Annotated in this window: 13 protein-coding genes; 4 read left to right on the forward strand and 9 right to left on the reverse strand. The window is 68.6% G+C overall.

From position 1 onward, the window contains the following. Positions 1–5: 5 nt before the first annotated feature. Genes NVS89_RS18440 through NVS89_RS18460 form a run of 5 tightly spaced genes read right to left on the reverse strand, consistent with a single transcriptional unit; the run spans position 6 to position 8,866 of the window. A complete protein-coding gene (locus tag NVS89_RS18440) occupies positions 6–1,958 on the reverse strand; it encodes an ABC transporter substrate-binding protein (RefSeq protein ID WP_258734220.1) in 1,953 nt (650 codons plus the stop codon). 9 nt (positions 1,959–1,967) lie between these two features. Beyond that, entirely contained in the window at positions 1,968–3,845 is a 1,878-nt protein-coding gene (locus tag NVS89_RS18445; protein ID WP_258734221.1) for an ABC transporter ATP-binding protein, read from the reverse strand. A gap of 3 nt (positions 3,846–3,848) precedes the next feature. Beyond that, a complete protein-coding gene (locus NVS89_RS18450) occupies positions 3,849–5,573 on the reverse strand; it encodes an adenylate/guanylate cyclase domain-containing protein (protein WP_258734222.1) in 1,725 nt (574 codons plus the stop codon). 15 nt (positions 5,574–5,588) lie between these two features. Continuing rightward, positions 5,589–6,047, reverse strand: coding sequence for a Crp/Fnr family transcriptional regulator (locus tag NVS89_RS18455; protein WP_258734223.1), 459 nt, complete (start codon positions 6,045–6,047; stop codon positions 5,589–5,591). 38 nt (positions 6,048–6,085) lie between these two features. Further along, on the reverse strand, positions 6,086–8,866 hold the full coding sequence (locus NVS89_RS18460) for an ABC transporter transmembrane domain-containing protein (protein ID WP_258734224.1): 2,781 nt from the start codon (positions 8,864–8,866) through the stop codon (positions 6,086–6,088). A gap of 122 nt (positions 8,867–8,988) precedes the next feature. Between NVS89_RS18460 and NVS89_RS18465 the strand changes: the two genes are divergently transcribed. Then, the gene (locus NVS89_RS18465) at positions 8,989–10,017 is read left to right on the forward strand and encodes a polysaccharide lyase family 20 protein (protein ID WP_258734225.1); all 1,029 of its coding nucleotides are present in this window, start codon (positions 8,989–8,991) and stop codon (positions 10,015–10,017) included. On the opposite strand, the gene NVS89_RS18470 is transcribed toward NVS89_RS18465, so the two are convergent. The 3 genes from NVS89_RS18470 to NVS89_RS18480 all read right to left on the reverse strand — a co-directional run bounded on the left by NVS89_RS18470 (position 10,007) and on the right by NVS89_RS18480 (position 13,644). Further along, entirely contained in the window at positions 10,007–11,350 is a 1,344-nt protein-coding gene (locus NVS89_RS18470) for a nucleotide sugar dehydrogenase (protein ID WP_258734226.1), read from the reverse strand. The two genes, NVS89_RS18465 and NVS89_RS18470, sit on opposite strands and share 11 nt — an antisense overlap. 108 nt (positions 11,351–11,458) lie before the next feature. After that, complete coding sequence (gene eutC / locus NVS89_RS18475) at positions 11,459–12,247, reverse strand: ethanolamine ammonia-lyase subunit EutC (RefSeq protein WP_258734227.1); 789 nt, start codon at positions 12,245–12,247, stop codon at positions 11,459–11,461. An 8-nt stretch (positions 12,248–12,255) separates the two neighbouring features. Further along, positions 12,256–13,644, reverse strand: coding sequence for an ethanolamine ammonia-lyase subunit EutB (locus NVS89_RS18480; protein WP_258734228.1), 1,389 nt, complete (start codon positions 13,642–13,644; stop codon positions 12,256–12,258). Between the two features lie 212 nt (positions 13,645–13,856). On the opposite strand from NVS89_RS18480, the gene NVS89_RS18485 reads away from it, so the two are divergent. From NVS89_RS18485 to NVS89_RS18495, 3 genes are all read left to right on the forward strand, one after another. Continuing rightward, the gene (locus NVS89_RS18485; protein ID WP_258734229.1) at positions 13,857–14,603 is read left to right on the forward strand and encodes an alpha/beta fold hydrolase; all 747 of its coding nucleotides are present in this window, start codon (positions 13,857–13,859) and stop codon (positions 14,601–14,603) included. A 127-nt stretch (positions 14,604–14,730) separates the two neighbouring features. Then, complete coding sequence (speB, locus tag NVS89_RS18490) at positions 14,731–15,786, forward strand: agmatinase (RefSeq protein WP_258734230.1); 1,056 nt, start codon at positions 14,731–14,733, stop codon at positions 15,784–15,786. Further along, complete coding sequence (locus NVS89_RS18495) at positions 15,786–16,592, forward strand: carbon-nitrogen hydrolase family protein (protein WP_258734231.1); 807 nt, start codon at positions 15,786–15,788, stop codon at positions 16,590–16,592. Before speB ends, NVS89_RS18495 begins: the two co-directional genes overlap by 1 nt. An 82-nt stretch (positions 16,593–16,674) precedes the next feature. Here NVS89_RS18495 and oxlT read toward each other — a convergent pair whose 3' ends face one another. Next, on the reverse strand, positions 16,675–17,973 hold the full coding sequence (gene oxlT / locus NVS89_RS18500) for an oxalate/formate MFS antiporter (RefSeq protein ID WP_258734232.1): 1,299 nt from the start codon (positions 17,971–17,973) through the stop codon (positions 16,675–16,677). Between the last annotated feature and the right edge of the window lie 679 nt (positions 17,974–18,652).

Raw genomic sequence — 18,652 nt, forward strand, 5'->3', positions numbered from 1 at the left:
ATCCCTCAGTCCCTTTTCACCTCGAGGGCGGCGTTGCCGTCCTCGAACCAGAAGGTGTCGATCAGGTAGATGCCGAAATAGGCGCCCGGCTCGAAGCTGTAGATCCCGACCTCCGGCACGTTGCGCAGCCGGTCGTTGACCACGACGGGCTGCGAGGTGCGGTTGACGATGCCGATGGTGAACACCTGGTCGGCATTGATCTGGAGCATCTTCTCCCAGATCTGGCGGCGCTCCTCCGGCGTGACGGAGCGGCGCCACTGCTTGGCGAGGTCCACCAGTTTCTCGGCGGCCGGCAGGTCCGGCTTCTCGCCCTCGCGCCCCATTGTGTCGACATACTGGCCCCAGAGCGGCCACTGGAACTGCATGGAGCTGGTGGGCGCGAGCGAGTCCGGGGGCATGTTGGGCCCGGCGGTGGCGTTGTCGAGCCCCGGCCAGACCGCCATGGTGGCGTTGCCGGCGATGACGCTGCGCCGCAGCAGGTCGCGCTGCACGCCGCGCGCATAGAGCTTGATGCCGATCTTTTCCCAGTCGTAGCCGACCAGCTCGAGGATGTCGGTTTCCTCGGTGTTGTCGCCGGCGGTTTCGATCGTGATCTCGGCGCGGCGCCCGTTCGGCAGCAGGCGGATGCCGTCATCGTCGCGCTTGTCCAGCCCGGCCTCGTCGAGAAGCTTGTTGGCGAGCGCGGGGTCGTACTGCGCCCAGGCATGGTCGTACCGGGAATCGTACAGCGGGCTGCCGGGCAGCACCGTATTCGCGCCCTCGTGGCCGAGCCCGAAGAAGATCACCTGGTTGATGTCGCGCCGGTTGATCGCCACCGACAGCGCCCGGCGCACCCTGACGTCGCGCAGCACCGCCCGCCAGCCCGGATCGGCGACGTTGAGGTTGGGCACCAGCGTGACATAGGCACCCTCCCCGCGCTCCCACAGGCGCACATGGTAGTGCCCGTTGTGCTCGCCCTCCTTCAGGAAGGTGTAGTCGGCGAAGCTGATGTAGCGCGCCTGCAGGTCCGCGGCGCCGGCCGCCACCTTCGCCGGGATCAGCGACGAGGTGCCGATCGACATGGTGACCTCGTCGACATAGGGGAGCTGGCGTCCCTGCTCGTCGACCCGGTGGTAGTAGGGATTGCGCTTGAAGACGAAGAACTCCGCCGGCGGCTTCGTGGTGGGCATCCAGGCGGAAAGCGTCGGCAGGTCCGGGTTTTCCGGCCGGTAGGAACGCGCCATGCGGTCGTGCAGCGCGCCCCAGCCCTTCACCCGCTCGCCGCGGATCAGCGCCCCGAGCCGCACCGGGTCGGCATAGCGCTGGTGGAACTGCTTCATGTAGTGGGCGGGCAGCATGATGAGCACCGGCTGCGCCCCCGCCAGCGCCGGCAGGAAGCCGGGATTGGGCGTCGACCACATGAAGCGCACGGTGGTCTCGTCCACCACCTCGAAGACCGGGCGCTCGCCCTTCACCACGAGCTGCAGCGGCGGGCCGTCGGGGCTCAGATGCGCGTTGTTGGCGACGTCGTCCCACCAGTAGCGGAAGTCTTCCGAGGTGAAGGGATGGCCGTCCGACCAGCGATGCCCCTTGCGCAGGTGCAGCGTGAAGATGCGGCCCTGCTCGATGTCCACCTTGGCGAGGATGTCGGGGACGATGTCGCCCTTCAGGTCGAACACCACCAGCCGGGCGTAGCTGTAGACGGTCATCATGCGGATGTCGCGCTGGTCGCCCATCAGCATCCGCATCGTGCCGCCATAGTGGCCCGGCGCGCGGCCCATGGCCGGCAGGTCGATTACCCGCGGGTCCTGCGGCAGCCGCTGCGCCAGCTCGGGCAGCCGCCCCTCCCAGATGTCGCGCACAAAGGAGGGCGGCTCGAGCGAGAGGTCGCGCGGCTCGGCGAGCGCGCGGCCCGCTCTCAGGAGCCCGCTCGCCGGGAGAAGGAGGCTGAGAATCCCGAATGCGCGTCGCGTCAGCATGGCCTGCCCCTATGCCGCCGTGACGTCGCGCGCGGTGCAGGCGCGGTCGGCGAGCACGAAATGTCCCCCGCCGAGATCGATCATCTCGAGCGAGCCGGGCGCGGTGGCGCGGAACTCCTCCGGCCAGCTCGCCGGATCGGAGGCGCCACCGGTGAAGGCGACGTCGAAGTCGAGCTTGCGGTCGAGGTCCGGCAGCGGCACCGCCTTCAGCAGCGCGCGCGTATAGGGATGCGCGGGCCGGCGGAACAGCGCCTCGCGCGGGCCGATCTCGACGATGCGCCCGCGTGCCATCACCGCGATCTGCTCGGCCATGTAGTGCACCACGGCGAGGTTGTGGGAGACGAACAGGTAGGTCAGGCCGAGCGAGGCCTGGAGGTCCTTCAGGAGGTTCAGCACCTGCGCCTGCACCGAGACGTCGAGCGCCGAGACCGGCTCGTCGCAGATGATGAGGTCCGGGTTGAGCGCGAGCGCGCGGGCGATGCCGATGCGCTGGCGCTGGCCGCCCGAGAAGCTGTGCGGATAGCGGCTAAGGAAGCGCGGGTCGAGCCCGACGCACTCCATCAGTTCCACCGCCCGCTTCTTCTGCTCCGCGTCGGTGCCGCGCCCCTGCACGATCATCGGCTCGCGGATGATGTCGAGCACCGTCATGCGCGGCGACAGCGAGGAGACGGGGTCCTGGAAGATCATCTGCATGCGCGGCCGGAAGGTGCGCAGTTCCTCGTCCTGCAGCGCCAGCACGTCGACCGGGCCGGTGCGGTCGTTGAAGATCACCGAGCCGGAATCGGCGCTGCGCGCGCGCATGATCATGTTGCCGACGGTGGTCTTGCCCGAGCCGCTCTCGCCAACGAGACCGAAGCACTGGCCGCGCAGGATGTCGAAGCTCACATCTTCGACCGCGACGATGCTCGCCCCGTGCTTGCTGCCATAGGTCTTGCGCAGGTTGCGCACGTTCAGGAGCGGCGTCGGCGCCGCGCGCAGCACCGGCTCGTGCCGCAGATCCGCCGGCGGGGCGGTGGGCGGCACCTCGCGCAGCGCGACCAGGCGCTCGCCCTCGGCCATGTCGAAATCGGGCGAGGCCTTCAGCAGCGCCTTCAGATAGGGATGCCGGGGGTGGCGGAAGATGTCGTCGACCGTCCCCGCCTCCATCACCCGGCCGCGATAGACCACCACCACCTCGTCCGCCATGTTGGCGACCACGCCGAGATCGTGGGTGATGAGCAGGATCGCCATGCCCATCTCGCTCTGAAGCTCCTTCATCAGCTTCAGCACCTGGGCCTGGATGGTGACGTCGAGCGCGGTGGTCGGCTCGTCGGCGATCAGCAGCGCCGGGCGGCAGATCAGCGCCATGGCCAGCATGGCGCGCTGGCGAAGGCCGCCCGAGAGCTCGAACGGGTACTGGTCGTAGCTGTGGTGCGGATTGCGGAAGCCCACGAGGCGCAGCATCTCCTCGGTGACGGCGCGCGCCTCCTTGCGCGGATGCGGGCGATGGAGCTGGAGCGCTTCCTGGATCTGGTCGCCGATCGTGTGCACCGGCGAGAGCGACGACATCGGCTCCTGGAAGATCATGCCGATGCGCCCGCCGCGCAGATGGCGGATCTTCTTGCCGTCGCGGTCGAGCGCGGCGATGTCGATCACCTTGCCCTCCTTGGCCGGGTCGGCGAACAGGATCCGCCCGCCATGGACCACGCCGTTGCGCGGCAAGAGGCCCATGACCGATTGCGAGATCACCGTCTTGCCCGAGCCGGATTCGCCCACCAGCGCCACGGTCCGCCCCGCCGGCACGCGCAGCGATATGCCCTTGACGACCTCGTTGAGCTGGCCATGGACGGCAAAGGAGACGTGCAGGTCCTCGATGCGCAGCAGATCCTTCGACGCCGTCTCCTTCACGCCCTAGGCCCCCGCCAGTTTCAGCGTGCCGAGCACGGGATTGGTGGACGTCACCTCTTCGAGCCGGCCCGCATCGGGAATGGCATAGGCCTGAACGCTGGCGTGGCCGCCGTCAAGCATCACTTCACGCAACATCATACCTGCGAAGTTGAAGCCGGAGGCATCGGCGGTCTCCTTGGAGACCATGCAGTCGGCGATGAAGTCCTTGGACGCGGTCTCCAGCGCCGCGGCGACGGTGAGCGTGTCGCCGATCGCCCGGATCTCCTGCTGGTGGACGCCGTCGCCGATGCGGGCGAGCACGACGCGCCCGCTATGGATGCCGATGCCGGCGCGGATCGGGATCGGCAGCACGCCGCGCATCTCGCCGTTCAGCATCTCCAGCACCCGGCCCATATCCTGCGCGGCGCGCAGCGCGGAGCGGGCGTTCGTGGCGCGATTCTCGGACTGGTCGAACACGGCGGTGAGCCCGTCGCCATACATCACGTCGATGCGCCCGCTATGGCTGTCCACCGCCTGGCGCATCTCGTTTGAGAAGCGGTTGACCAGCACCGCGATCTCGTAGGGCAGCCGGTTCTGGGTCAGCGTCGCGAAGGCGCGCAGGTCCAGCACCAGCACGGTGGCTTCGCGCTCCATCGCCCATTCGAGCGCTTCCGCGTCCTGATCCGAGGTGACGTGGCGGCCGAGCACCGGCATCAGCACCCGCACGCTGATGTCGCGAACCGGGCGGATCTGGCAGCCGAGCCGGACGTTCTTCGGGGCGGAGATGCTGTTGAGGATCGCCCGCTCGGCACCGAACGGCTCGGCGATGTGCTCGCTGCCGGTGATGACCTGCACCCGGCACGTCGCGCAGCGCCCGCGCCCCCGGCAGGACGAGGGATGGGGAATGTGATGGGCGCGGCTCGCCTCCAGCACCGAGGTGCCGGCCGGCACGTCCACCGGCCCATAGCCGCGATAGGTGATGGTCACGGTCGAGCCGACCCGGCGCCGCAGATAGAACAGGCCAATCAGGCCGACGAAGCCGAAGGCGAAGCCGGCGACGCCCGCATTCACCACCATGCCGACTTCCTGCAGGCCGAGCGTCTGCTCATAGGTGCGCGTCAGCGCGGGCAGCCGGGAGGCCTCGCGGCCGGCGGCGACGAAACCGGCAAAGGCGAGGAAGGGGATCATGACGGCGAGGATGTAGGCCGGCAGGCGCCAGGCGCGGTACCAGGTCTGGTAGCGCAGCGCATGGTGCAGGCCGATGACGCCATGGCTCCAGGCGACCACGATCAGGAGGCTCTGCGAGAAGATGACGGCCGGCCAGAGCTGCTGGAGCACCGCGCCATAGCTGATGTCGACGCCGAACATGGAGGCGGCGACGCGCGTCTGCAGCACGTGCCCGGCGGCCAGCAACGGGATGGCGAGACCGGAGATGATCTGCCACATCTCGTCCGGCGGCATGCGCCAGGTGCGCCGCAGCACGATGCGGTAGCCGGCGAGCGTCACATGCGTCAGCACCGCGCCGTAGAGCAGGAAGGTGCCGGGCCAGGAACGCCAGATCAGCCAGCGCCACTGCTGGGCGTACTGCATGGCGTCGACGCCGAAGATGCCCATCGCATGGTTCAAGAGATGGGTCAGGACGAAGGCGAACAGCACGAAGCCCGACCACTGCCGGGCCAGGCAGCCCCATGGAAGATCGTTCAGGCCGCCGGCTGGGCTCCTCAGATCCTCCTGCCTCGTCGACGTCATGGGCATCGGACCACGTCAGTGCGGCGCCGCAACGGAAACGCTCGCGTCAACGCCCGCCGCACCATGCGGCAACCTTTGCACGAGCTGGGCGCAAATGTTGTTGAGATCCATGATCTGGCGGCCGAGCTCGCGCATGACCGCGTGATTGAACGGCTGGGATTCCTCCAGAAGCTGGAGGAAATCCTCCCGGTCGACCCTCAGCGCGACCACCGAGGTCTCCGCGGTGATGGTCACCATGCGCCTCTGGTCGCAGAGCACGCCGGCCTCGCCGAGAAGGGCGCCGCGCACGTGCTGGGCGAAGTCGATCGTCCCCGCCGCCGTGTGCAGCGAAACCTTGTACTGGCCTTCAAGCACGATGTAGACCGCGTCGGACGGCGCGTCCTGCTCGTAGATGACCTCGCCGGGCTGGAACACCACCCGGTCGCTGATCATCGCCAGAAGCTTCAGCTTTCCGCTTTCGACCTTGTGAAACATCCGGAATTTCTGAAGCGACCGGACTTCGTCCTCTATGGTCATTTCATCGCCTCCTGATGGGTTGGGTTCGCCTGGGATGGGTTCGCCCTCTCGGGCATCGGTTCCGCCGGACCGGCGGCTTCGTCGGCCGCTTCCACCGCCTCGTCGGCGGGTTCGGCGGCAGGTGCAGCACGCTCGGTCCCGACCAGCTTCGCTCCCTCGAATGTCAGCACCTGATCGAACGCCGATACATCGTCGTCATTCGATTGCGTGACGATGACAGTCTTCCCGGCCATGGCCTCCAAGATGTTGTTCATGATCATATGCGCCTCGGATGCGCCAAAGCTAGAGAGCGCGTCGTCGAGAATGAGAATATCGGGGTGCCGCAAGGTGGCGCGCGCGAGCTGCACCGTGGCGCGCTGCGGTGCGGAGAGCAGACGGCCGCCCGGCCCGGCCTCCTGATCGAGGCCCTTGGAGACCACGAAGGACTCGAGGCCGAGCTCGGTCAGCACTTCCGCCGCCCCGGCGACGAGCCGGTCGCGCGCATGCGCCTTGCCGTAGCGGATGCGGCCGAACAGCAGGTTGTCGCGGATGGTGGCGCCCGGCATCAGCTTCTTGGTGTCGTAGAATTCGATCTCGCCGGTGTCCTGCGCCGGCAGGAACTGGCGGAAGCTGCGCCGCGCGCGCAGCACGCGCTCAACCAGCCGGTCGTCGATCAGGTTGAGGCGGTGCTGCGGCTCGACATACATCAGCGCGTAGCCGATCAGCTTGTCGCGCACCTCGGCGGGAAACTGCCGGCGCTGGCCGCGCTGCCAGGAGGATTCCACCTTCGGCCAGAGCTCGTTCAGCTCGGCGTCGTCGACGAAGGAATAGCGCTCGCGCAGAGGGTTGTTGGCGGCGAGGCCCTGAAACGCCTCGGCGACCGTCTCGACCATCTTCAGGCCGATCGTGGTCAGCGGCCCGGACAGCGCCTCCGCCGAGATGATCGAGCGCACGAACGGGTCGTAGGGCAGGTTCTCCGGCGTGAAGCGCTGGCCGATCGAGACGCCGAACAGCAGGTTCTCGCCGATCGTCGCGTTGGTGTTGAAGCGCTTGGGCTGGAACGACTCCACATAGTCGGCGATGCCGAGCTCGGCGTAATGGGCGAGGATCGCGCCGCGCGCGTTCAGCATTCGCTCGGCGACATCAGGCGAGAGGTCGCTGCCGAGCCGGCTCGACAGGCCGACGCGGAAGATGTCGTCATAGCCGTCCACCACCCGCAGCGCCTGGATGATGGCGGCATCCAGCTCGTGCGGCCCGGACAGGCCGAGGCTGCCATAGTCGACCCAGTCGATGTCCGGCGAGACCACGGGATTGTCGGTCTTCAGCGCCTCGTCGCGCCAGTAGCGATCGAAGGCGCTCTTCGGGTCCTCCGGCGTCGGCAGGGCCCGGCGCAGCGCGAGGACGAGGTTGTCGCGGATGGTGCCGGACATGATGTAGGGCTCGCCCGAGACGTAGAGCATGGTCGCACTCGCCATACGGTCGGACATGCTGGAGAGCTCGTGCCCGCCCAGCGTGATGCTGCCCTGGTAGTCCGTGATCTGGCGCCCGATCACCTTCGGCAGAATGTCGCGCCCACTGCCGGCGGGCCCGACGATGGCGATCCGTCCCGGCCGGCTGATGGCGGCCGACATGCGGTCGATCTGCACCAGCCCGCGCCCGCTCACCACGCGCAGCCCGACCGCCGTGATCGGCGCGTCCGGCGCGACCGGCGTCGGATCCTCCTCGGGCTCGTTGTCGAGCAGGAAGTCCTTGGCGAAGGCGCCGACCACCTGCTCGTACTTCACCGTCACGTCGTTGCGCTGCTGGTCCCAGTCGATCAGCTCCTTGATCGGCGTGGGCAGGTCGCGATAGGCGGCGATCACGGCCACGAGCTGGCCGATGTCGAGCCGCCCCTGAAGCGCGAGATAGCCGCCCAGCGTGTAGAAGATGAAGGGTGTGAGCTGGGCCAGCAGGTTGTTGAGGTACTTCACCGCGAACTTGCGCCGGTAGAGCCGCAGCCGGATGTCGAACAGCGTGCCGAGCCGCTGGCCGATCTCGGCGCCGCTGTAGCGCGTGACGCCATAGGCGTGGAGCGCGGGCGCCGCCTCGATCATCTCGCCGATGCGCCCGGCCAGCACGCGCGATTCGAGCTGGCGCATCCGCCCGAGCCGGATCTGCTCGCGGCGCAGATGCGGAATGACGATGCCCTGCACCACGATCAGCGACAGCGCCAGCGTGCCCAGCCACATGTTCTGTACCAGGATGAACGCCATGGCGGTGATCGCCTGGGTGCCGAGGAAGGCCGGCGTGATGAAGGCCTCGCCGAAGAAGCCGCCGATCGGCTCCACCTCGTCCTTGATCATCGAGGTGACTTCGGCGGACTTGGTGGTGCGCACGTCTTCCGGGCGGAAGCGCATCACCATCGAGAACAGCTCGAACCGCAGGCGGCGCAGCATGCGCTCGCCGAGAATGCCCTTGCGGATGTTGATGACGTACTTGAACCAGCCGTTGATGAGGGTCAGCACGAGGAACAGCAGGCTTAGCGCAAGCAGATAGGGAAGCTGCGACAGCATCCAGCCGTCGCTGAGGTCGAAACTGTAGCCGCCCAGAAAGTTCGGCAGCGTGAGTGTGAAGTGGAACAGCAGGGCCTTGTCCTGGCCATGCGAGAACACGCTGCCCTGGATCGCCTCGTTGACGATGCGCTTGGGCACATCGAGCGACCACCAGTAGAAGGGCAGCGACGCCACGACGTAGAACAGCACGATGATCTGCTCGCGCCGGCTGTGCTGCCAGACGTAACGGAAGAAGTTGACGTACAAGCCTTTACGCCTTTCGGACGCGGAGATTAGGATCGACCGACCTACATAGGAACTGATCGGCTCGAACGCACGCCGGCTCACCACACGATGACGATATTAACACGATCGCGGGACCTAGCGGCATGACGAGATTTCTCCCGCGGCGCGCCGCGACGACCGTGGTCTCTTGCGCCGCCGCGCTCGCCGCCCTTGCCGCGCCGGCGGGCGCCCAGCAGGCCGGCGCCCAACCGACCGACGGTCGCGACATGGTGCTGTTCGACGGATTCGAGGACACTAGCTTCGCCCCCGGCGGCGGGCTTTTCTACAAGAAGAATCGCGAGCAGGGCGCCGGCTCCTACACCTTCGAGAGCGAGGTCGTGCGTTCCGGCAAGCAGGCGATCGACCTCTCCGTGCGCTCGCAGTGCAAGCAGGTCAACGGCCTGTGCAGCGAGCGCGCCGAGGTGTGGGAGAAGCCCGAGGTGCTGGTGCTCTATGGCGAGCCGGTCTGGTACGCCTTCTCCATGCAGATGGCGCAGCCCATCCCCACCGAGCGGCACCGCTATGTGATGGCGCAGTGGAAGCGGGAGATCGATCCCGGCGCCGATGGCGACTTCAGCCCGCTGCTGGCGCTGCGGATGATCGACGGGCGCATCGCCGTCACCGTCGACACCGACCAGGCGACCTTCACGGCCACCGGCTGCCAGCCCGGCGACACGCCGGCCTCGACGCCGGACAGCTTTTCGCAGTTCCGCAGCCTCGTGGCGCTGGGCGCGGGCGGCACCAGCACCGAGACGGCGAAGGCCGCCGGCTTCACCGGCTGCACGCAGGACCAGCGGGTGACGGCCCGCGGCGGCGAGATCCCTGCCCTCACCTCCGGCTGGATCGACTTCGTGTTCCAGGTGAAACCCGGCCCGAACGGCGACGGGCGGATCGACATCCTCGCCAACGGCGCCTGGGTCGCCACCGTCGAGGGCACGATCGGCCACAAGGGCGACGGGCTCGGCAGCCACATGTACTTCAAGTTCGGCCCCTACCGGGCCGGCCAGGACGGGGAGTGGCGCATCTACTACGACGATTTCCGCCGCGGCCCGAACTGCACCGACGTGGCGCCGGAGAAGGTCTGCGCGCAGGTGACCGCCAGCGCGGGCGGCGTCAGCAGCGCTACGCCTTGACCAGCCCCGCCGGCGCGAGACCGAGCCGGGCGAACACGTTGCGCGTGTCGACCAGCACCCGCGCATGGGCGGCGACGAGCGCATAGTCCACCTCGTCATGGTCGGTCGCCACCAGCACCGCGTCGAAGCCGGCGATGCCCTCGGGGGTCAGATCGATCGAGCGCTTGCCCGAGAGGCGCTGGTGCCGCCGCGTCGGCGGCAGGGCGGCCACGAACGGGTCGTGGAACTCGCACAGCCCGCCGCGCTCGTCGATCAGCTCCATCAGCTTCAGCGCCGGGCTCTCGCGCACGTCGTCGACGTTCTTCTTGTAGGCGGCGCCCAGCACCAGGATGCGCGCGCCCGAGAGCCCTCGCCCGCCCTGCATGTCCAGCGCCTCGGCGAGGCGGTCGACGACGTGATAGGGCATGCGGGTGTTGATCTGGCCGGCGAGCTCGATGAACCGCGTCTCGATGTCGAACTCGCGCGCCTTCCAGGTGAGGTAGAACGGGTCGATCGGGATGCAGTGCCCGCCCAGCCCCGGCCCGGGATAGAAGGGCATGAAGCCGAACGGCTTGGTGCCTGCCGCCTCGATCACCTCCCAGATGTCGATGCCCATCGCGCCGTAGACGGTCTTCAGCTCGTTCACCAGCGCGATGTTGACCGAGCGGAAGATGTTCTCCGTCAGCTTCACCGCCTCGGCGACCTGGGTGGACGACACCGGCACCACGCGCGAGACCAGCGGGCGATAGAGCGCCTGCGCGAGCGCGCCGGCCACCTCGCCGTCGCCGCCGACGACCTTCGGGATGGTCGCGGTCGAGAAGCTGGCATTGCCCGGGTCCTCGCGCTCCGGCGAGAAGGCGAGGAACACGTCGCGCCCCGCGACGAGGCCGGCCTCCTCGAGGATCGGCTTCACCACCTCGACCGTGGTGCCCGGCCATGTGGTCGATTCCAGCACCACGAGCTGGCCGGGGCGCAGCGTGCGGGCGATGGCGCGGGCGGTCTCTACCACGAAGGAGAGATCCGGCTCGCGCTGGCGGGTCAGCGGCGTCGGCACGCAGACGATGATGGCATCGCAGTCGCCGAGCCGGGCGAAATCCTCCGTCACCTCGAAGCGCCCGGTGGCGAGCGCCGCCTCCATGCGCGCCGCGGGGATGTACTTGATCACCTGCCGGCCGGCCGCGATCTCCGCCACGCGGCGCGGGTTGATGTCGAAGCCGACGACCGGGAAGCCGGCCTCCACCGCGACCAGCGCCAGCGGCAGGCCGACATAGCCGAGGCCGATGACGCCGATCCTCGCCTCCTTCGCCGCGATGCGCGCTTCGAGAATGGCGGCGGGGTCGGCTGCAGCGGTCATAGGGACACTCGGAAGGAGAAGGGCGCGGCGGGGGCGCGGGAGCTCGACGGCTGGTCTAGCCTCGGCGGCGCCGCCGCACAACGCCCGCGGGCGGCGGATTTTTCGCGTTCACCCGATGCGTGGCGCCGGCGGGTGGCCGGCGATCAGCAGCAGGTCGCTCTCGTCCTTGAGGCTCACGCCGGTGAGGCGGCGCGCCAGTGCCTCCTTGAGCAGCCAGGCGAGCTTGAAGGCGGCGTGCTCATGCGAAAGCCCCGCCCCGCGCACGTTCGAGATGCAGTTGCGCTCGGCGTCCGTGCGCCCGACCTTCGGCGCGAAGGTGAGGTAGAGGCCGAGGCTGTCCGGCGAGGACAGGCCCGGCCGCTCGCCGATGAGCATCACCACCGCCCGGGCGCCGAGAATCTCGCCGGCCTCGTCGCCGAGCGCAACCCGTGCCTCGGACGCGATCACCACCGGCCCGGTGCTCCACCCCTCCTCGGCGATGCGCGCCTTGAAGGCGGCGAGGAAGGCCGGCGCCTGCGCGTGGGCCGCGGTCGAGGACAGGCCGTCGGCGATCACGATGGCGAGGTCCGGCGCCGTGCCGGCGAAAGGCGCAAGCGCGGCGCGCCCCTCCTCCGACAGCCGGCGCCCGAGGTCGGGGCGGCGCAGATAGGCCTCGCGCGCCGGCGCGGCGGAGGTCACCGCCACCGTTTCGAAGCCGAGGCCGGCGACGTCGCGGGCCATCGCCTCCGGATCGAACGGCGAATGCACCGCGTCGCGCGCCTGCGCATGGGCGAGCGCGAAGCGCAGCACCTCGCGCGTCGGCAGCCCTGCCCCGGCGCGCCCGAGCGCGATGCGGGCCGGCGTGGCGCGCCCGAGCTTCGCCCAGGCGTCCTCGATCACATAGGCGTCCTTCGTCATGTCGGCCCTCACGCGGCGAGGTTGGGCATGACGGACAGCAGCCGGTTCGCCGCGCCCTGCGGCTTCAGCCGGCCATCCGGCCCGGTGATGCCCATGGACTGCAGCCACGCCTCGAATTCCGGCGCGCGCTTCAGCTCCAGCACGTCGCGCAGGTAGAGCTGGTCGTGGAACGAGGTGGACTGGTAGTTCAGCATCACGTCGTCGGAGCCGGGAATGCCCATGATGTAGGTCACGCCGGCGGCGCCCAACAGCGTCATCAGCGTGTCCATGTCGTTCTGGTCGGCCTCGGCGTGGTTGGTGTAGCAGACGTCGCAGCCCAGCGGCACGCCCATCAGCTTGCCGCAGAAATGGTCCTCGAGCCCGGCGCGGATGATCTGCTTGCCGTCATAGAGATATTCCGGGCCGATGAAGCCGACCACGGTGTTGACCAGCAGCGGCTTGAACGGGCGCGCCACCGCATAGGCGCGCGCCTCCAGCGTCTGTTGGTCGACGCCGTGATGCGCGCCGGCCGAGAGCGCCGAGCCCTGCCCGGTCTCGAAATACATGACGTTCTCGCCGAGCGTGCCGCGCTTCAGCGACAGCGCCGCCTCGTAGCCCTCCTGCAAGGTCGCGAGCGAGATGCCGAAGGAACTGTTGGCGCCCTGCGTGCCCGCGACCGACTGGAAGACGAGGTCCACCGGCACGCCCCGCGCGATCACCTCGGTCGAGGTGGTGACGTGGGTGAGCACGCAGGACTGGGTCGGGATCTCGAAGCGCTGGATGATGTCGTCGACCAGCTTCAGCAACTCCGCCAGCACCGGCACGCTGTCCGACGCCGGGTTGATGCCGATCACCGCGTCGCCGCAGCCATAGAGCAGCCCGTCGAGGATCGAGGCGGTGATGCCGGCGGCATCGTCGGTCGGGTGGTTCGGCTGCAGGCGCACCGCCATGGTGCCGGGCAGGCCGATGGTGTTGCGGAACTTGGTGACCACGCGGCACTTCTTCGCCACCGCGATCAGGTCCTGGTTGCGCATCAGCTTCGACACCGCCGCCGCCATCTCCGGCGTGATGCCGGGGGCGAGCGCGGCGAGCGTCGGCGCGTCGGCGGCGTCCGACAGCAGGAAGTCGCGGAAGTCGCCGACGGTCATGTGCGCGACGGCCATGAAGGCGGCGCCGTCATGGCTGTCGACGATCAGCCGCGTCACCTCGTCGATCTCGTAGGGCACCAGCGCCTCGCCGAGGAAGGCCTTGAGCGGCACGTCGGCGAGGCACATGCGCGCCGCGATGTTCTCCTCCGCCGACGAGGCGGCGATGCCCGCCAGCATGTCGCCCGAGCGCACCGGCGTCGCCTTCGCCATCAGCTCCTTCAGGTCGCGGAACGCATAGGAGTTCGAGCCGGCAAGCTGACGGTAGACCATGAAGCGCCCTTCGCAATGAGCCTCGCGCCGCGCGGCGGTCGGCGCGACCGTTGAAAATCTAACCCGCCCGCCTGGACCGTCAAAGGCCGAGTTGCCGGCCCGGCCCGCGCGCACCCCTGGGCTGGCGCACAGCATGCCAAGGCTGGACGACCCGCGCGGGGGGAGCTAGGAGGCGGGGCAAATAACGCGAACCGCGCCGGGAGACTCGCACCATGGCCACCTTCATCCTCATCCACGGCTCCTGGCACTGGGGCGGCTGCTTCCAGAAGGTCGCCAACCTGCTCGGCGCGGCCGGCCATGCGGTGATCGCGCCCGACCTCGCCAGCCACGGCTTCGACCCCACGCCGACGGCGGCGGTGAGCGACATCGCGGTCTATGCCGCGCCGGCGCGCGAGGCGCTGGAGGCGATCGAGGGCAAGGCGATCCTGGTCGGTCATTCGGTCGGCGGGGCGACCTGCAGCTGGCTCGGCGAGGAGATGCCCGAGCGCATCGCCGCCCTCGTCTACCTGACCGGCTTCATGGCCCCGAATGGGCGGACCGCCCGCGACTTCGTGATGACGCCGACCTACCTCAAGGACCCGGCGATCGTGGAGACGCAGGGCATGCTGCGGCTCGGCAAGGAAGGGCTCGGCCTCGACCTGAGCAAGCCGGACCTCATCGCCCGCTCGCTCTATTCAGACTGCACCCGGCACGACATCGAGCGTGCCATGGCGAACCTCGTGCGCGTCACCCCGCACGCGCCCTTCGCCGCGGTGTCGGCGATCACCCCGCACCGTTTCGGCAAGCTGCGGCGCCACTACATCGAATGCCTGCAGGACCACGGCCTGCCGCTGCCGGTGCAGCGCGAGATGCAGGCGGCGGTGCCGGGCGCGCATGTGCACCAGCTCGACACCGGCCATTCGCCCTTCCTGAGCGCGCCGGAAGCGCTGGCGGACGTCCTGCTCGACATCGCCGACTGAGCGGCGCCGGCAGCGCCTGCGGCCTCGAAAGAAAGCGGCATCCGACGAAGGGAGGGGACAGAATCCCCCTCCCCCATTGTGCGCCGCACAGCTAGTCTGGCGCCGGATTGCAGCAGACGAGGCGACGATGTCCGACCAGGAAAAGCTCGAACGGCTCCGGGCCAAATACGGCTCCATCCCCGGGAGCATGATCTTCGACCCCACCTTCAAGCGGGTCGCCGAGCTTCAGTTCAAGGGCAGCGACCGGCGCGTCTGGCCCTGGGCCAACGCCGCGACGCTGCTCGACGCCCCCTACCGGCCCGACGCGCCGGACCTGCCGGATTTCGGCGGCCTCGACATCGCCCTCATCGGGGTGCCGATGGACCTCGGCGTCACCAACCGCGCCGGCGCCCGGCTCGGCCCGCGCGCGGTGCGCGCCGTCGAGCGCATCGGCCCCTATGAGCACGTGCTAGGCATGGTGCCCGCCGCCGACGCCAAGCTGGCCGATATCGGCGACATGCCCTTCACCAGCCGCTTCAGCCTCGACCAGTGCCACGAGGACATCGAGACCTTCTATCGCAAGGTGGTGGCGGCCGGCGTCATTCCGCTTTCGGTGGGCGGCGACCATTCAATCACCGGCTCGATCCTGAAGGCGGTGGGCGAGAAGCGGCCCGTAGGCATGCTGCACATCGACGCCCATTGCGACACCAGCGGCACCTATGAGGGCGCGAAGTTCCACCATGGCGGCCCGTTCCGCAAAGCCGTGCTGGACGGCACGCTCGACCCGGAACGCACGATCCAGATCGGCATTCGCGGCGGCGCGGAATTCCTGTGGGAGTTCTCCTACGAGAGCGGCATGAGCGTGATCCACGCTGAGGAGGTCACCGGCATGGGCGTGCCGGCGATCATCGAGAAGGCGAAGCAGGTGCTGGGCACCGGGCCGGTCTATGTCTCGTTCGACGTCGACAGCCTCGACCCGGCCTTCGCGCCCGGCACCGGCACGCCGGAGATCGGCGGCCTTACCACGCGCGAGGTGCTGGAGATCTTCCGCGGCCTCAACGGGCTCGACGTCATCGGCGGCGACGTGGTCGAGGTGGCGCCGCAATACGACACGACCTCCAACACCGCCCATGCGGGCGCGCAGATGCTGTTCGAGATCCTCTGCATGGCGGTGACCGCGCTCAAGGCGCGACGCGGCGCCTGATGCGGATCGCGCTGCTGCAGACGGCGGGCGACCCCGAAAATCGGCCCGCCGCCAATCTCGACCGGCTGGAAGCCGCCGCCGCCCGCGCAGCGGGCGATGGCGCGGAGCTGCTGCTGGCGCCGGAGATGTTTCTCTCCGGCTACAATATCGGGCGCGACATGGCCGCCCGCCTCGCCGAGGCGGCCGACGGGCCGAGCGCGCGCCGCGCGGGCGAGATCGCGCGCCGGCACGGCATCGCCCTGTGCTACGGCTATCCCGAGCGGGGCGAGGACGGCGCCGTCCACAACGCCGCGCTTCTGCTCGACCGCACGGGCGCGCCCCGGCTGAACTACCGCAAGGCGCACCTCTTCGCAGCGCTCGACCGCGCCATGTTCGCGGCCGGCGACGAGCTGACGGCGGTGGCGGAGATCGGCGGGCTGAGGCTCGGCATCCTCATCTGCTACGACGTCGAGTTTCCCGAGGCGGTGCGGGCGCTGGCACTCGCCGGTGCCGACCTGGTGCTGGTGCCGACCGCCAACATGAAGCCCTACGACGCGGTCTCGCACCTCATCGTGCCGGCCCGCGCCTTCGAGAACGGCCTGTTGGTCGCCTATGCCAACCGCTGCGGCAGCGAGGGCGAGCTCGACTATCTCGGGCTGAGCTGCGTCGGCGATCCCAATGGCGGCAATCTCGCCCTGGCGGGCGACGGCGAGGAAATCCTCTACGCCGACATCCTGCCCGAGCGGCTTGCCGCCGCGCGCCGTTTCAACAGCCATCTGAAGGACCGGCGGCCCGACGCCTACGGCTCGCTCACCGCCCGTCCCTGATCGCGCAGCGCATCCCCCAAAAAGGCGAAGGGCGCCCCGGTCCCAAGACCGGCGCGCCCTTCTTTTTCGATGGTGTCTTGGCTCACTCGGCCGGCGTGGTCGCCGCCGAGAGGACCTGCGCCTCGTCCGCGCTGCGCGCGATGAAGGCGCGACGGACCGGCTTCAGCACCAGCAGGGCGATCAGCGCTGCCGTGGCGTTGAGGCCGACCGCGATCGCGAACACCGCGTACCAGCCATAGGCCGCCGCGACGATGCTGGCGAAGGGCACCAGCAGCGCCGCCGTACCCTTGGCGGTGTAGAGCATGCCCGCATTGGTCGTGGCGAAGCGCGAACCGAAGGTGTCGCCGCAGGTCGCCGGGAACAGCGAGTAGATCTCGCCGAACACGCCGAAGAAGCAGGCGGTCGCGATCACGAACACGTAGGGGTTCGCGCCATGGAACGCCAGGATCAGCAGCATGCAGGCCGCCGTGCCGAAGGCGATGAACATGGTGTTCTCGCGGCCGATATGGTCCGACACGTAGCCGAAGATCGGGCGACCGAAGCCGTCGAAGATGCGGTCGAGGGAGATCGCCAGCGTCAGCGCAGCCGCCGAGATGCCGAGGATCGAGACCGGGGTCTTCGCGACGCCGAGGTCGTGGGCGATCGGGCCGATCTGCGCCGCCGCCATCAGGCCGCCCGAGGCGACCATGACGAACATGAGGTACAGCAGCCAGAAGACCGGCTTGGTGACGGTCTGCGAGGGCTGGTAGTCGACCTTGCTCTGCGGCAGGTCCAGCACCTTCTTGGGCGCGGCGATCTTGAACTTCGGCGGGTAGAGGAACTGCGCCGCGATCAGCACCACGATGCCCTGGCCGATGCCGAACCAGAAGAATGCGGTCTGGTAGCCCGAATTGGCGATGGTGTGCGCGATCGGCACCACGGTGAGGGCCGCGCCCGCGCCGAAGCCGGCGGCGGTCGCACCGGCGGCGAGGCCGCGACGGTAGGGGAACCACTTCAGCGCGTTACCGACGCAGGTGCCGTACACCGAGCCGGCGCCGACGCCGCCGCACACAGCGCCGACATAGAGCATCGCCAGCGAGGTGGCATAGGAGTTGATGATCCACGCCAGCGCGATCATCACCGCGCCGAAGGTCAGCACGATGCGCGGGCCGTAGCGGTCCACGAACCACGCCTCGACCGGCACCAGCCAGGTCTCGGTCAGCACGAAGATGGTGAAGGCGGTCTGGATCGCCGCACGGCCCCAGCCGTGGGCCTGGTCGATCGGGTCGACGAAGAGGGTCCAGCCATACTGCAGGTTGGCGATCATCGCCATGCAGATGACGCCGCAGGCGAGCTGGAACCAGGGCTCCCAGCTGCGCGTGGTCGTTGAGTTATCTTGCATTTGATTTCCTCGGCCTGTGGGGTGCCGTACGGCTCTTGGTTAGGCCGCTTGGGCGTGAACGCTGGGGCGCGAACGCCTGCGCGTCCTGGTTTCACTTCAAACGCCGCATGGCAGGACGTGACCCGGAGGCTTGATCGGGCGAATCCCCTCCGATCCACCCGATGACCGAACGTCATATATTGACGTTTGGTCATGTATCCGGACACGCACGTCATGCGTATTCAGTCATTATATAGCCATATCACGTTCTATTTCGTGCGCAATATCCATAATACCAAGAGATACTTACGTATGGACACCCTGAACGCTTCAAGAGCTACTTGATGATTTACCAAACGTAAGTTCTGCATATTTCACGATACTTTGAAATATGACCCTGACACGGTTGATGTCTTTACCCGACTTGACGCAAGGGCGCTTTCGTCTCGACCTTGACGGACGGGGCGCCTATCTCAGCGTCATCGCGCAGCATGAACCGGGCGCGCGCCCCGGTCTTTCCATCCGGCACGCCGTGCGCATGCGAAACGGGCCGCGTTCCATTTGCGGGGGGCAGCACGTTTTCAGCCCGCGAGGCCCGCGCGAGCGGGACAACGGGTCGCAGCGGCGGGCGGGAAAACGGAACCCGGCGCCTGTTTCGGCGTTCGAGTACCGCTGGGGCTAGTCGTGCGCTCTCCGCGCC

The organism is Ancylobacter mangrovi, from assembly GCF_024752355.1.
Lineage (GTDB): Bacteria > Pseudomonadota > Alphaproteobacteria > Rhizobiales > Xanthobacteraceae > Ancylobacter > Ancylobacter mangrovi.

Coding starts and splice junctions, on each gene's coding strand:
- NVS89_RS18495 (WP_258734231.1), top strand. CDS start 15,786: ATGCGGATCGCGCTGCTGCAGACGGCGGGCGACCCCGAAAATCGGCCC.
- NVS89_RS18450 (WP_258734222.1), bottom strand. CDS start 5,573: ATGACGTCGACGAGGCAGGAGGATCTGAGGAGCCCAGCCGGCGGCCTG.
- NVS89_RS18485 (WP_258734229.1), top strand. CDS start 13,857: ATGGCCACCTTCATCCTCATCCACGGCTCCTGGCACTGGGGCGGCTGC.
- NVS89_RS18470 (WP_258734226.1), bottom strand. CDS start 11,350: ATGACCGCTGCAGCCGACCCCGCCGCCATTCTCGAAGCGCGCATCGCG.
- speB (WP_258734230.1), top strand. CDS start 14,731: ATGTCCGACCAGGAAAAGCTCGAACGGCTCCGGGCCAAATACGGCTCC.
- eutC (WP_258734227.1), bottom strand. CDS start 12,247: ATGACGAAGGACGCCTATGTGATCGAGGACGCCTGGGCGAAGCTCGGG.
- NVS89_RS18480 (WP_258734228.1), bottom strand. CDS start 13,644: ATGGTCTACCGTCAGCTTGCCGGCTCGAACTCCTATGCGTTCCGCGAC.
- NVS89_RS18455 (WP_258734223.1), bottom strand. CDS start 6,047: ATGTTTCACAAGGTCGAAAGCGGAAAGCTGAAGCTTCTGGCGATGATC.
- NVS89_RS18440 (WP_258734220.1), bottom strand. CDS start 1,958: ATGCTGACGCGACGCGCATTCGGGATTCTCAGCCTCCTTCTCCCGGCG.
- NVS89_RS18465 (WP_258734225.1), top strand. CDS start 8,989: ATGACGAGATTTCTCCCGCGGCGCGCCGCGACGACCGTGGTCTCTTGC.
- oxlT (WP_258734232.1), bottom strand. CDS start 17,973: ATGCAAGATAACTCAACGACCACGCGCAGCTGGGAGCCCTGGTTCCAG.